This is a genomic window from Phenylobacterium sp. (assembly GCF_037968635.1).
GTDB lineage: Bacteria > Pseudomonadota > Alphaproteobacteria > Caulobacterales > Caulobacteraceae > Phenylobacterium.
The window spans coordinates 1-13157 of the sequence record NZ_JBBKVV010000143.1 but is presented as its reverse complement, the minus strand read 5'-3'; the positions used below and the strand labels follow the sequence as shown (position 1 = coordinate 13157).

Sequence of the window (13157 nt, the reverse complement as noted above, 5' to 3'; positions counted from 1 at the left end):
CATGCCGGCCGACGCGATGGCGCCGGCCGCGCCGCCGGTCTCCACCGTTCCGGCGCCTGCCGCCGAGCCGGCCCCCGCGCCCGAGCCGGAGAAGGTCTACGCCGTTCCCACCACCGGTGAGGTCGGCCAGATCATCGACGTGATCAACCGCATCTGCGTGCCGATGGTCCGCGGCGGGGACATCAGCAAGCTCGCCACCCGGGACCAGGGCTTCAAGTTCAACAAGCGCGAACAGACCTACACCCAGACCCTCGTGACCAAGCCCTACACGCTGACGGTCTTCGCGCCTGGGTCCAACAAGGACGTCTGCCGGATGGCTCTGAACTACACGCTGGACGGCGAGAAGCCGATCATCGTGGGCCTGAACATCTTCTCGCTGCTGCACCAGCCCGAGCTGCTCCAGCAGCGCAACGACTTCGTGCCGGCCACCGACTACAAGCGGATCACCAACTCCTGGGAGTATTTCACCGATCGCGAGTCGATCGGCCTGGTGTTCCTGCAGCTGAAGAAGCCGGACGGCTCCTCGGTGAACGGCAAGTGGGACATGGGCGAAGTGCTCTATTCGGAACGCAAGTTCTAGGTCTTCAGCCTCCGGCACCAATCCAGGATCAGACGCCGCGGACGACCGCGGCGTCTCTTTCTTTTCCGGGACGCCCCGGTCTTGGGAGGACAGCCGATGGCCTGGCTTATCCTGTTCGTCGCCGGTCTCTGTGAAATCGGCTGGGCCGTGGGCCTGAAATATACCGACGGCTTCACACGGCTTTGGCCCACGGTTTTCACCGGGGCGAGCCTGCTGGTGTCGATGGCCCTGCTGGGGGCGGCGATGAAGACCCTGCCCCTGGGCACAGCCTATGCGGTCTGGACCGGGATCGGGGCGGTGGGGACGGTGATCCTGGGGATCGTGCTGTTCAAGGAGCCGGTGACCGTGGCCCGGCTGGTGTGTGTCGGCCTGATCGTCGCCGGGATTCTTGGGCTGAAGATCTTCGGGAAGAGCTAGACCGCCGCGCGAAGGTCGAGCGTCTCCAGCCAGTCCCAGGCCTGCGTCGCCACGTCCTGCCAGCCCGTCTCTCCCAGCAGCCAGTGGCTCATGCCCGCCATCTCGATGTAGTCGGCGCCCAGGCGCTGGGCGGTCTGGCGGGCGGTCATCGGCGGGTGAACCACGTCGCGCTGGCCCACCATCACCAGGCATGGGACGCCGATGCCGCCGGTTCCGACGCTGGTGGTCATGAAGGGGTCCAGCCACCAGTTCAGGGCCTCCCACAGGGCCCGGCCGCTCTCCGGGCGCAGGCGCTGCACGGCGGCCTCGCGCTCGGCGGAGGGCATGCGGTCGAGGCTGTAGGTCCGCATCAGGGTGCGGTCGGGACTGATGCTCTGGGCGAAGGCCGCGCCCATCATCAGGCCAAAGGCGGTGACGGCCTCCTCCATCGAGGACCCGGCGACGCCCCAGGGGGGCGAGGGGGCCAGCAGGATCAGGGCCTTGAGCGGCGCGCGCTTGGCCGCCAGCTGGCAGACCAGGCCCCCCAGGGAGTGGCCGATAAGGATCGGCGGCTCAGGCAGGCTGGCGCAGAGGGCGGCGATGTCCTTGGCGTAGTCGGTCATCGAGACACCGCTGACCACGCCAGGGCGCTCGTCGTCGCCGTGGCCGCGAAGGTCCGGCGTCAGCACCGGGTGGCCGGCGGCTTCGAAGGGCGCGCGGAACGCCTCGAAGGCCCAGCCGCCACAGAAGGCGCCGTGGACCATGACGATGGGCGCGGCCATCAGGCGGCGCGGCCAGGCAGGCCCGCGAAGTCGTGGAAGGCGGTGATGACAGCCTCGTAGGTGGCCTTCTTGAAGGGGACCACCAGGTCGGGCGCCTCGGAAAGCTTGCCCCAGCGCCAGGCGTCGAACTCGGGATGACCGTCGCCGCCAAGGTCGATCTCGGATTCCTCGCCGTCGAAGCGCAGGGCGAACCAGACCTGTCGCTGACCCTTCCAGCCCTTGGCGATCTTGCTGCCGTTGTGGCCGGGCGGGAAATCATAGGCCATCCAGCCGTCGGTGCGGCCGAGCAGGGTGGTGGAGACGACCCCGGTCTCCTCCGCCAGCTCGCGCTTGGCGGCGACATAGAGGTCCTCGCCGGCGTCCACGCCGCCTTGCGGGAACTGCCAGTTGTAGGGCTCAGGCGTGTTCAGCCGCCGTCCCAGCCAGACGCGGCCATCGGGGTGGAAGAGCACCACCCCCACATTGGGGCGATAGGCGGCGAGGTCGTCCATAGGCGCGAGGTTACCTGCGTGTGGTCAGCGCCGAGGCCGGCGCCAGTTGGTAGCCCCTAGATTCCACGCTTTGGGCCCACTGCGCCACCTGAGTCAGCGTCACAGGGTATGCGAAGCCTGACCCAAGGGCCTGGCCGTGTTGCAGGGCGCCGGCCTCGAGGGACAGCAGCTGCTGGTCGATGGCCTCAACGGACAGTTGGTCGTCGACGATACGGTCGGCCGAGGCCCGGGGCAGGCCACCGCCGCGCCGCGCCGCCGAGCCGTCATCGATGAAGGCCAGGCCGCGGCCGCGCAAGGCGCCGGTGAAGGTGGTCATGGCGCTGTCGGAACCCACGAAGCGCGAGCCGAGATAGTTGGTGACCCCGAAATAGCCGGTGGCGCGGCTGAGCAGCCATTCCAGTTTCTTCACCGTCTCCTGACCCTGGGCCTGGGCCATCAGGGTGTAGGGGCCGGGATCATTGTCGGGATAGTCGACAGGCTCCATGGGGGCTTCCAGCAACACCTCGTGGCCGTTCTGGCGGGCCAGGTCGATCCAGCCCTGCAGACCGTCGGAATAGGGCACGAAGGACAGCGTGATCTCCGGCGGGAGGTTTTCGATGGCCTGGCGGGTGGCTGTGGCGTTGAGGCCCAGGCCGCCGATCACCAGGCCGACCTTGGGCCGCCCGTTGCTGGCGAAGGGCCGGGCATAGGCCTCGGCGGGGGTGCGGCCATTGGGGCCGATGATCGGCAGCGGACCGCCCGAACCCTGCGCGGTCAGACCCGCGATCGGGGCGGGCGGCAGGGGATCGGCGGCGTGGAAAGGCTGCCGGCCGGGGACAGTGATCACCGCCTGGCCGAAGGCCGCGCCTGCGCCGATCGGGCTTTCCGACAGGCGGAAGATGTCGTTCGACAGCGTCGTGCCGCCCGGATGGTCGGCGGTCAGCGCCTCGCGCCAGCCGGGAGGGGCGGCCATGGCGGCGACCTTGGCCAGGCTGATCCGCACCACTGGGGTCCCCGCCTTCGGGTCGCCCATCAGGGTGACCAGGATCAGGGCCGCGGTCATGAACAGGAAGGCCGCGCCGCCGGCGCCCACATAGGGGTTGGCGATGGCCTTGGCGAACAGCTCCTGTGCGCTGTTCCCCGGGCCGGGGGCGGCGGCGACCGTGACGAGCTTTTTCTTGGAAAACATAGACATGACCACGCGCGAGGCTTCAGCCCGGAGCCTGCGCGATCATGGTTAATGAAGGGCTACTTTTCGCCGCGCCGCAGCACGGCGGAGGGTCGCAGGCGGCGCTCGGAGGTGAGCCCCGCCTGGGAGACTATTTCGCCACCGGCTTGGGTTCGAGCTTGGGCAGCTTGGAGACCACCTCGGCCATCTTGGCGGCCGGTTTGGGCAATTTGGGGGTGGCGGCCACCGAGCCGTAGCGCAGCACATCCTTGGCGCGGGCCAGCTGGAAGTCGCCGGTGGTGGTGTTGAAGTCCGCCGGGGGCGCCTCGGCCGGTTCGTGCGCGCCAATACGGGTCTTGCCCTCCTCGGCGTTGAGGGCGTTGCGGAAGGAGGCCTCACTGAACTGGAAGGCGCGGTTGGCGATGGACTGAGCCTCGTCGCGGGTCTCGGCCACCTCCAGGTCCGGCTGGATGCCGGTCTTCTGGATGGAGCGGCCGGCCGGCGTGTAGTAGCGCGCCGTGGTCAGTTTCAGCGCGCCGTCCATGCCGCCGCGCAGGGGGATCACGGTCTGGACCGAGCCCTTGCCGAAGCTGGTGAGGCCCACGAGTTCCGCGCGCTTGCGGTCCTGCAGGGCGCCGGCCACGATCTCGGCCGCCGACGCGGAACCGGAATTGATCAGCACCACCACGGGCAGGCCGCCGGTCGCATCGCCCGCACGGGCGTTGTAGCGCTCGACGTCGCGGGGATCGCGCCCACGCTGCGAGACGATCTCGCCGCCATCCAGGAACAGGTCGGAGATGCCGACCGCCTGGTCGAGCAGGCCGCCCGGATTGTTGCGAAGGTCCAGGATCAGACCCTTCATCTTGGGATTCTTGGCGCGCAGGTCGGCGATGGCCGCCTCAGCTTCGTCGGTGGTCTTCTCGTTGAAGGCCGAGACCCGCAGATAGCCGTAGTCGCCCTCGAGCTTGGCGGTGGCGGACTTGGGCTTGATCACCTCGCGCACCAACTTGACGTCGAAGGGCTCGGTCTTCTCGCGGGCGATGGTCAGGGTGACCGGTTCGCCGGGCTTGCCGCGCATCTGCTTGACCGCTTGGTTGACCGACAGGCCCAGAACGCTCTCGCCGTTGACGGCGGTGATGAAGTCGCCGGCCTTGATCCCGGCCTTGAAGGCCGGCGTGCCGTCCATGGGCGAGATCACCTTGACCACGCCGTCCTCGCTGGTGACCTCGATGCCGAGCCCGCCGTACTCTCCGCGCGTCTGATCGCGCATGTCGTCGAAGCTCTCGGGGTTCAGGTAGCCGGAGTGGGGATCCAGCGAGGTCAGCATGCCGTCGATGGCCGCCTCGATGAGCTTCTTGTCGTCGACCTCGGTGACGTACTGCCGCTCGACGGTGTCCAGCACGTCGCCAAACAGTTCGAGCATCTTGTAGGTCTTGGCTCGCGGCTGCGCTGCGGCCAGGGCCTGCTGGCTGATATAGGCCATGGAGCCCGCCCCGAGGACGAAGGCCGAAACACCGATCAACAGATACTTGCGCATAGATTAGGCCCTAGGGCTCCCTTGCGGCGGAATTGAGCCGCTTAACCGCTTCACGTCCCCAACAGAACCCCACCAGGTTCCAAAGTCATCTTCTTAGCCGACGGACGGTCTGACGCCGTTGCCGCCCTTCATCCAGCGCCCCGGATTGACCGGCGCGCCCCGCTCCCGGACCTCGAGATAGAGCTCAGGGGGCGATTGTCGTCCATCCGCCATCCATCCGACAGGTGCGCCCGCCGCGACGGATTGTCCGACGCCCACGTTCACCCGGTCCATGCCAGCCAACACCAGATGGTATCCACCGGCCAATCTTAAGATCAAGATCACGCCCCAGCCCTTCACCGGGCCCACATATTGGACAAGTCCCGCGTCCGGCGCCGTGACTTTCGCCCCGGAGGCGGTCTGGAGGGTCAGGCCGTTCGATTTGCCGCCGCCGGGAACAGCCTCTCCGAAACGCCCCACGACCGGTCCCTCGGCCGGCGCCAGCAGGGCCTTTGGCGGCGTGACCTCGCCGTCGTTGTCTTGCAACAGGCTCGGGCCGCGCTGGCCCGGGGGCTGGATCAGGCGCGCTTCGGCGAGCTCGCTGTCGGCGGTGAACAGGGCCTCGCTGGCCACGGCGGCCAGCCGGCGTTGGCGGGCGATCTCGCTGGCCTCGGCCGCATAGAGCCGGGCGCGGCGCTGCAGCTCCGGGGTGATGGCCTTGACCAGGATGGCGGCGCGGACGGCGGAGACCGCGTCGTCGGGGCTGACCAGCAGGGCGGGCGGCGGATCGCGGCGGAACTGCTGCAGCACGGTGAGCAGCCGCGCCAGGCGATTGAGGTTGCGGCCCTGCTCGGCGGTCAGCACCGTCTCACGGACGTTAAGGCTCTGCAGCCTGTCGCGCTCGCCGGCCGCCGCCACGGCCACGACGCCCACCGCCAGGCTGGCGAAGGCGCCGATCACGAAGGCGGGGCGGAGGGTCAGCAAGGGCGTTCAGTCACGGTGATAGGGGCCGCCGGCCAGGATGGTCACCGCCCGATAGACCTGTTCGGCCAGCATCGCGCGGGCCAGGGCATGGGGCCATGTCTGGGGCCCGAAGGCCAGCTTGCCGTTGGCGGCGGCCACCAGGGCCGGATCGAGGCCATCGGCGCCGCCGATCATGAACACCAGCCGCCGCACGCCCTGGTCGCGCAGCTTGGCGATCTCGGCGGCGAAGTCGCGGGAGGCGCGCGCGGCGCCCCGCTCATCGCAGGCGATGACGTGGGCGTCGGTCAGGTGTGGGCGCAGGACATCGGCCTCAGCGATCTTGCCGGGCTTCCTGGCCTCGACCTCCACCACCTCGACGGGACCAAGTCCCAGGGCGCGGCCGGCCGCGGTGGCGCGGTCCACATAGAGCTTCACCAGCTCGACCTCGGGGGAACGGGCCAGACGCCCGACCGCCAGGATCGTCAGTTTCAAGTGAAGGCGATGTGGGCCGAGTCCACCGACCAGATCTTTTCGATATTGTAGAAGGAGCGGACCTCGGGACGGAACAGGTGGATGATCACGTCGCCGGTGTCGATCAACACCCAGTCACAGTGGGGCATGCCCTCGACGCGCACCTTGCCGTAGCCCTCGTCCTTGAGGGCGCGCAGCAGGTGGTCGGCCATGGCGCCGACATGGCGGTGCGAACGGCCGGAGGCGACGATCAGGCCGTCGGCCACCGCGCTCTTACCCTTCAGGTCGATGAACACGACATCCTGGGCTTTGTCGTCGTCGAGACGGGCCAGGATAAGGTCTTCCAAAGCGGCGATGCGACTTTGGGGATCGGTCGAAACCTCGGTCGAAATCGGGGTTTCGTGCGCACTCGGCGCAGGGTCAGGGCTCAGCGGGGTAGCTCCTTTTTTGCCTCGCTAAAAGGCCTCATATCATGATTGCGCGGAAAGGGGCAGTCCGCCTGACATCACGATCTTGATCCCCCCATCCGCGCCCGCATGGCGGTCGACGAGAGGAAGTTCAGGGGGCCGGTGAGGAACACCCAGCGGGGGGGCTCGGTCCCGGCCAGGATGGGGGCCTGGCTTGCGGGTCGCCGGGCGTGGCTGAATCGTTGCGCGGCCGGCGAGAAGCGGCTCCTCAGGGAGATCCAGGGCCGCGAGACCACGGCGACGGGCGCGCCGCCCATGATCTGCGTCCAGCCTCGCCAACGATGGAAGCCGGCCAGGCTGTCGGCGCCCATGATCCAGACGAACTTCACCCCCGGGAAGCGGGCCTTCAGGACCCTCAGGGTGTCGATGGTGTAGGTCGAGCCGATGGCGGTCTCGGCGTCGGAGACGATCATCGCCCGGCCGCGGGCCACCTTGCGGACGCCGGCCATGCGCTCGGACAGGCTGGCGGTCTCCTTGGACGGCTTCAGCGGATTCTGCGGCGAGACCAGCCAGATGACCCGGTCCAGCTTCAGCCGCTTGCGGGCGGTCTCGGCCACGTGGGCGTGGCCGGCGTGGACCGGATTGAACGAGCCGCCATAGAGCCCTACCCGCATGCCCCGCGTGAGCGTGAAGCCCAGGCGCAGGGTCGCGGGCCGGCCGGCCTCAGGGACGCGCCGGGCGGGTCCCGCGAACCACATGGTCTCTGCTCTGGATCAAAACCGCTTGCCCGTATCGGGATTGCGGTCGAGGTTGATGTCGGTCTGGCGGACCCGGGCGCGGACGGTGAAGACCCCGTCCCCGGCCAGGACGCCGCCCCGGGCGAACAGGCGGCCGTGCTCCCAGTTGGAGAGACCCAGTTCGGGGCGGTTCAGCGCGTACTGGCCGTCCACCCAGCGGGTGAAGCCGTCGCCGGTGAAGGGGGCGTCGATCGCCGCGTAGAAGCGGTCGTGGGCCTCGGCGTCCTGCGAGATCAGGCTGGCGGCGAAGCGGGGGCTGTAGCGGTTGAAAAGGGCGATGGCTTGGGCCGCGTCCTCCACCACCATCAGACTGACCTCCGGGGTCTCTTCCCATTCCCATTCGCGGCCGAGGTCGACCTCGGCCAGGAGTTCCACCAGGGGTTCCTCGCGGTCCCCCTCGGCCCGGCCAACGGTGACGCGGGCCTCGCGCCAGGTGGCGGGAATATAGCGCTCCGAGCCGTCGACGACGTGCAGCTTGGCGCCCTTGCGGCGTTCGCCGGCGGCTTCCAGGGCGCGCAGGAAGACCGGCACCAGCTCTTCGGCGCGCTCGCGGACGATGCAGCAGACGTTCAGGGTGTTGCAGACCTTGCGGTCGAGGGAGTGGTAGGCGGCGGCCTCGAAGCGGGCCGCGTCGGCGTCTGTGTCGGCCACCATCCAGGCGCCGCCCGTGCCGTGCAGGCTGACCGGGGTCCCGGCCTGGCGGGCGATGGCGCCCAACTGGGCCACGGCGGACCCCGAACCTCGGGCGACGGCCAGCGCCAGCCGGCTGTCGGAGAACATGGCCCAGCCGGCCGCGTGCTCGGGGCTATCCACCAGGGCCGCGGCGCCGCTCGGCAGGCCTGCGGCGGCCAGGGCGGGGTCGAGGGCGTGCTCGACGATGGCGCGGGCCGTGCCGAGCGCATCGGAGCCGATGCGGAAGACCACGGTGTTGCCGGTGCGCAGCACGCCGGTGGCGTCGGCGAAGACGTTGGGGCGGCCCTCGAAGACGAAGCCCACGACCCCCAGGGGCGCCATGACCTGGTCAACGCTCCAGCCCGCGTGGGTGACGGTTTCGAGCACCCGGCCGCGGGCGGCCGGCGCGTCGCGCCAGGCCTGCAGCCCCGCGATCATGTCGGCGCGCATGGCCGCGTTGACCGTCAGCCGGGTGGTGGAGCGGCCGCGGCCCTGGGCCCTGGTCACGTCGGTGGCGTTGGCCGCGCCGATGGCGGCCCAGACCTGGTCGTCGGCGAGCCTGGCGGCGAAGGCGTCGAAGAAGGCGGTGATGGCCCCGTCGCTGACCGACCCCATGGCTTGAAAGGCGTCATGGCCCTGGCCGACGGCGGCGTCGGCCAGGGCCTGGACGGCGGCGGGAACGTGCAGCAGGTCGCCGGTGTCCTGCACCACCACCAGCCGGTCGCCGGCCTGGAAGGCCTCGGCGAGGTCCTGCGAGACATAGGCCACGCGGTCGCCGCCAAAGGGGATGGCCATGGAGGGCGCGAGCGCGGTCAGCCGACCGTTCGCCGTTTCCGCCCTGCCTCTGTCCGCCGCATCGCCCACGTCGACCGCCATATGCTCAAGATGAGCCTTAGTAAGCACCTTTGCCGAATGCGGCAATTCACCGCTCAAGTGCGACAGAACGTCCCGCGATTAAGCCGATGTTACCAGTCTGACGCCTACCCTGCCGGACGAGGGGTGGGACCGTGGGCGTGATGAAGAAAATCCTCAATCTGGGCGTCATGCTCCAGGTCATCGCCGGGGTGATGGTCGCCACGTTGGTGATCACCTGCGCGGTGATGGCCACGCACGCCTATCAGCGCCAGCAGGCCGCCCAGCGGGTGCTGCTGGCCGCTGAGGTTTCGCGTGACCTGTTCCACGCCATGCAGGGTCTGAGACTGGAGCGCGGCGCGGTCTCCATCGCCCTGACCAAGCCGGACATTCCGCCGGCCGAAGCGCTGCGGAGCCTGAATGGCGCTCGGGTCAGCACCGACGCGGCGATCAAGTCCGCCCTGGCCCGCCTGCCGCGGACGCGGCTGGAGGCGGTGGTCTCGGAGGGCCCGGCCGTGCGTCGGCTGGTGGACGAGATCAGCGCCCGGCAATCGACCTTCCTGCACATGCGCGGGGTGACCGACCGGGCCCTGGCGACCGCCGATCGCCACCGTCCCGACGCCCCGCGCCAAGCCTGGCTCCTCGCCAACTCCAACCTGGTGGATGCGCTGGGGGAGCTTTCCGGCCAGCTTTCCAACGAAGCCACCCAGGCTGACCCCTACATCGCCCGGATGATGACCGTCAAACAGCTTGCATGGCTGGCGCGCGAGGCCGCGGGCCTGGATGCGATGCTGGTGGGCGAGGCGCTGGGTCGCGGCCGGCCGTTGACCGTGGCGGAACGCGAGGCGATGGCCAAGCTCATCGGCGCCGTCGACGCGCCGCACAAGATGATCACCGGCCAGGCGAACCTGGCGCTCAACCCGCCGCGCTTGAAGAGCGCCATCGCGCGGGCGGAGCGCACCTATTTCGTGGAGTTCCGCGCCGCCCGCGCCAACGCCCTGTCGGCCCTCGACACCGGCGCATCAATCGACACCCCGGCGCTGAACCGCGACATGATCGACAGCCTGCAAAGCCTGATGGACATCGTCGGCGTCAGCTTCGACCTCACCGCCGAGCACGCCGCCCGTCAGGTGGAGGCCGCCGAGCGTCAGGTGCGGCTCTCCATCGCCCTGATGGCCGTCGCCTGCGCCTTCGGCCTGCTGTCGGCCGCCTTCATCATCGGCCGCGTCGTGCGCCCGATGGCCAGGATCACCCAGGCCATGGGAGACGTGGCGGCCGGCGATCTGGAGAGCGAGATTCCCTTCGAGTTCCGCGAGGACGAGATCGGCCGCCTGGCCCAGGCGCTGGGAGTCTTCCGCCGCAACGCCCTGGAGCGGCGCGAGATGGAGGCTGTGCTGGTGCGCAGCCAGGTCGCCAAGGAGGCGGCCGAAAGCGCCAACAAGATGAAGTCCCAGTTCCTGGCCAATATGAGCCACGAGATCCGCACCCCGCTGAACGGCGTGCTGGGCATGGTCCAGGTGATGGAACGCGAGGCCCTGGCCCCTGATCAGCGCGAGCGGCTGCACATCATCCGCGACTCCGGCGCGGGCCTGCTGCAGGTGCTCAACGACGTGCTGGACATCTCCAAGATCGAGGCCGGCAAGCTGGACCTGGCCCCGATCGAGTTCGACATCGAGACCCTGGCGACCCGGACGGTCTCCACCTTCACCGGCGCGGCCGCGTCAAAACACCTGGACCTGGAGGTGACTGTCGACCTGGACGCCACCGGAGTCTGGCTTGGCGACGCCGACCGTATCCGCCAGATCCTGTCGAACCTGCTGTCCAACGCCGTGAAGTTCACCGACGCTGGCGGGGTGTCCCTGGAGGTCACCACCCGGTCTGAGGGCCTGGACTTCATCGTCCGCGACAGCGGCATCGGCATGTCGGCCGAGGCCCTGCCGAAGCTGTTCTCCAAGTTCACCCAGGTGGACGACTCAAACGAGCGCAGGTTCGGCGGCACCGGCCTGGGCCTGGCCATCAGCCGCGAGCTGGTGGAGCTGATGGGCGGAGCGGTCGAGGTCACCAGCACGCCCGGCAAGGGCTCGGAGTTCCGGGTCAGCCTGCCCCTGCCGCGCGTCAGCGAAACGCCGCGCGCGCCGGTCAGCGCCGCCCCCGGCGAGATTAGCCTGCCGCAGGACCGCCGCCTGCGCATCCTGGCCGCGGAGGACAACCCCACCAACCAGAAGGTGCTGGCCGCCCTGCTGGCCCCGCTGGACGTGGAGCTGACGGTGGTTGGAGATGGCCTTCAGGCCGTCGCCACCTGGGCCACGGCCGATTTCGACGTGATCCTGATGGACATCCAGATGCCGGAGATGGGCGGGGTCGCCGCCTCGCTGGCGATCCGTCAGGCAGAGGCCACACAGGGCATGGCCCCGATTCCGATCATCGCGCTGTCGGCCAACGCCATGAGCCATCAGATCGCCGAGTACATGGCTGCGGGCATGACCGCCTATGTGGCCAAGCCCATCGAGGTCGGCGTGCTTTACGAGACCATCGGCGAAGCCCTGGCCGGCGCCGAAGCCCAGCCGGAGGTGCGGGCCGAGGCGGTCTAGACCGCGGGAACCTCCGCCGGAGCGTGGCCCAGCGCCAGGTCGTCGGCGTGGATCACGGGGCCGGAGGTGTAGCCCAGGGCCGCTTCGATGGCGTCGGACTTCAATCCCAGGATGGCGGCGGCGTCGGCGCTGTCATAGCGAGTCAGGCCCCGGCCGATCTCGCGGCCGGCCTGGTCGCGGACGATGACGGCGTCGCCCTTCTCGAACCGGCCCTCGACGGCGCGGACGCCGGCGGCCAGCAGGCTCTTGCCGGTGACGAGCGCGCGGGCCGCGCCACTGTCGACCACCAGGGTTCCGGCGGGCGCCAGGGTTCCGGCGATCCAGGCCTTGTAGGCGGCCTTGGCGCTGAGGGCGGGCTCGATGACGGTGGCCGGTTCCCCGGCTTCCAGGGCGGCCAGCGGCGAGGGACGGCGGCCGAGCGTGATGACGGTGGCGCAGCCGGCCGACTGGGCCATGCGGGCCGCGGCGATCTTGGTGGCCATGCCGCCGGTGCCGACTCCGGCGCTGGCGTTGGCGCCGCCGGCCATGGCCTCGATCTCGGGCGTCAGATGGGCGATGCGGGCCAGGTGCTTCGCATCCGGATTGCGGCGCGGATCGGCGGTGTAGAGGCCGTCGATGTCCGACAGCAGGACCAGCACATCGGCGCCGATCATCTGGGCCACGCGGGCGGCAAGGCGATCATTGTCGCCGTAGCGGATCTCCTCGGTGACGACGGTGTCGTTCTCGTTGACGACCGGGACCACGCCGAGGTCCAGCAGGGTCTCGACGGTGGCGCGCGCGTTCAGCCAGCGGCGCCGGACCTCGGTGTCGTCGCGGGTCAGCAGCACCTGGGCGGCGTGGATGTCGTGGGGTTCCAGCGCCTCTTCCCAGGCGCGCATGAGGGCCGACTGGCCGGCGGCGGCGGCGGCCTGCTTCTCGGGCAGGGTGAGGGATCGCTTGGCCAGCATCAGGCGGCGGCGGCCGAGCGCCACGGCGCCGGAAGACACCACCAGGACCTGCTGCCCCCGAGCCCGCAGGCGGGCGACATCGGCGGCGAAAGCGGCCAGCCACAGGGTGTCGGCGGTCCCGTCCTCGCCCACCAGCAGGGCCGAGCCGATCTTGACGACGACCCGGCGGGCGCGCTCGATCCCGCTCACGGCTTCCAGCCCACTTCGTCCTCGCCACCCTTGCCGACGGCTGCGGCGGCCTTGCGGTCGCGCACCAGGGCGTAGGCTTCGCGCAGGATTTCCGTTACGCCGGTCCCGGCGACGGCGGAGACGATGCGGACCGGAACCCCGGCGGCTTCCTCCAGCACCTCGCGCTGCATCGCCACGGTGCTCTCGTCGAGGGCGTCGATCTTGTTCAGAGCGATGATTTCGGTCTTGTCGCCCAGCTCCTCGCCATAGGCTTCCAGCTCATGCCGCACGGTCTTCCAGGCCTCGACGACGTCGGTCTGTGTCGAGTCGATCAGATGGATCAGCACCGCGGTGCGCTCCACGTGGCCGAGGAAGCG

General features: G+C 69.6%; 13 protein-coding genes and 1 pseudogene. 3 read left to right on the top strand and 11 right to left on the bottom strand.

Features of this window, described 5'->3' with window-relative positions; translation table 11 throughout:
* Together AAC997_RS16835 and sugE are read left to right on the top strand one after the other, a co-directional pair.
* Positions 1-580: hypothetical protein (locus AAC997_RS16835; protein WP_340646857.1), on the top strand; the 580-nt coding region annotated here is incomplete at its 5' end.
* A 96-nt stretch (positions 581-676) separates the two neighbouring features.
* Entirely contained in the window at positions 677-997 is a 321-nt protein-coding gene (sugE, locus tag AAC997_RS16830) for a quaternary ammonium compound efflux SMR transporter SugE (protein WP_340646856.1), read from the top strand.
* Here the strand turns inward: sugE and AAC997_RS16825 are convergent.
* The 9 genes from AAC997_RS16825 to AAC997_RS16785 form a co-directional block, all read right to left on the bottom strand.
* On the bottom strand, positions 994-1758 hold the full coding sequence (locus AAC997_RS16825; RefSeq protein WP_340646855.1) for an alpha/beta hydrolase: 765 nt from the start codon (positions 1756-1758) through the stop codon (positions 994-996). The genes sugE and AAC997_RS16825 overlap by 4 nt on opposite strands.
* Positions 1758-2249, bottom strand: coding sequence for an RNA pyrophosphohydrolase (locus AAC997_RS16820; protein ID WP_340646854.1), 492 nt, complete (start codon positions 2247-2249; stop codon positions 1758-1760). Before AAC997_RS16820 ends, AAC997_RS16825 begins: the two co-directional genes overlap by 1 nt.
* 10 nt (positions 2250-2259) lie before the next feature.
* Positions 2260-3417: a divergent polysaccharide deacetylase family protein gene (locus tag AAC997_RS16815; protein ID WP_340646853.1), complete on the bottom strand. Its 1158-nt coding sequence runs from the start codon at positions 3415-3417 to the stop codon at positions 2260-2262.
* Between the two features lie 130 nt (positions 3418-3547).
* Positions 3548-4933 (bottom strand): S41 family peptidase, encoded by a 1386-nt coding sequence (locus AAC997_RS16810; protein WP_340646852.1) that lies wholly within the window; start codon positions 4931-4933, stop codon positions 3548-3550.
* A gap of 93 nt (positions 4934-5026) precedes the next feature.
* Positions 5027-5896 carry a peptidoglycan DD-metalloendopeptidase family protein gene (locus AAC997_RS16805; protein WP_340646851.1) on the bottom strand — a complete coding sequence of 290 codons (870 nt, stop codon included), beginning with the start codon at positions 5894-5896 and terminating at the stop codon, positions 5027-5029.
* A gap of 6 nt (positions 5897-5902) precedes the next feature.
* Positions 5903-6367 carry a 23S rRNA (pseudouridine(1915)-N(3))-methyltransferase RlmH gene (gene rlmH / locus AAC997_RS16800; RefSeq protein ID WP_340646850.1) on the bottom strand — a complete coding sequence of 155 codons (465 nt, stop codon included), beginning with the start codon at positions 6365-6367 and terminating at the stop codon, positions 5903-5905.
* Positions 6364-6777 (bottom strand): ribosome silencing factor, encoded by a 414-nt coding sequence (gene rsfS, locus AAC997_RS16795; protein WP_340646860.1) that lies wholly within the window; start codon positions 6775-6777, stop codon positions 6364-6366. The genes rlmH and rsfS overlap by 4 nt, the downstream gene beginning before the upstream one ends.
* Before the next feature lie 74 nt (positions 6778-6851).
* On the bottom strand, positions 6852-7511 hold the full coding sequence (locus AAC997_RS16790; protein ID WP_340646849.1) for a nicotinate-nucleotide adenylyltransferase: 660 nt from the start codon (positions 7509-7511) through the stop codon (positions 6852-6854).
* Between the two features lie 15 nt (positions 7512-7526).
* A complete protein-coding gene (locus AAC997_RS16785) occupies positions 7527-9017 on the bottom strand; it encodes an aldehyde dehydrogenase family protein (RefSeq protein WP_340646848.1) in 1491 nt (496 codons plus the stop codon).
* Between the two features lie 221 nt (positions 9018-9238).
* Between AAC997_RS16785 and AAC997_RS16780 the strand changes: the two genes are divergently transcribed.
* Positions 9239-11665, top strand: coding sequence for an ATP-binding protein (locus tag AAC997_RS16780; protein ID WP_340646859.1), 2427 nt, complete (start codon positions 9239-9241; stop codon positions 11663-11665).
* Here the strand turns inward: AAC997_RS16780 and proB are convergent.
* Both proB and obgE read right to left on the bottom strand, forming a co-directional pair.
* The gene (gene proB, locus AAC997_RS16775; RefSeq protein ID WP_340646858.1) at positions 11662-12810 is read right to left on the bottom strand and encodes a glutamate 5-kinase; all 1149 of its coding nucleotides are present in this window, start codon (positions 12808-12810) and stop codon (positions 11662-11664) included. The genes AAC997_RS16780 and proB overlap by 4 nt on opposite strands.
* A pseudogene (obgE, locus tag AAC997_RS16770) lies at positions 12798-13157 on the bottom strand (GTPase ObgE); the annotation flags it as partial. The gene proB and the pseudogene obgE, both read right to left, overlap by 13 nt.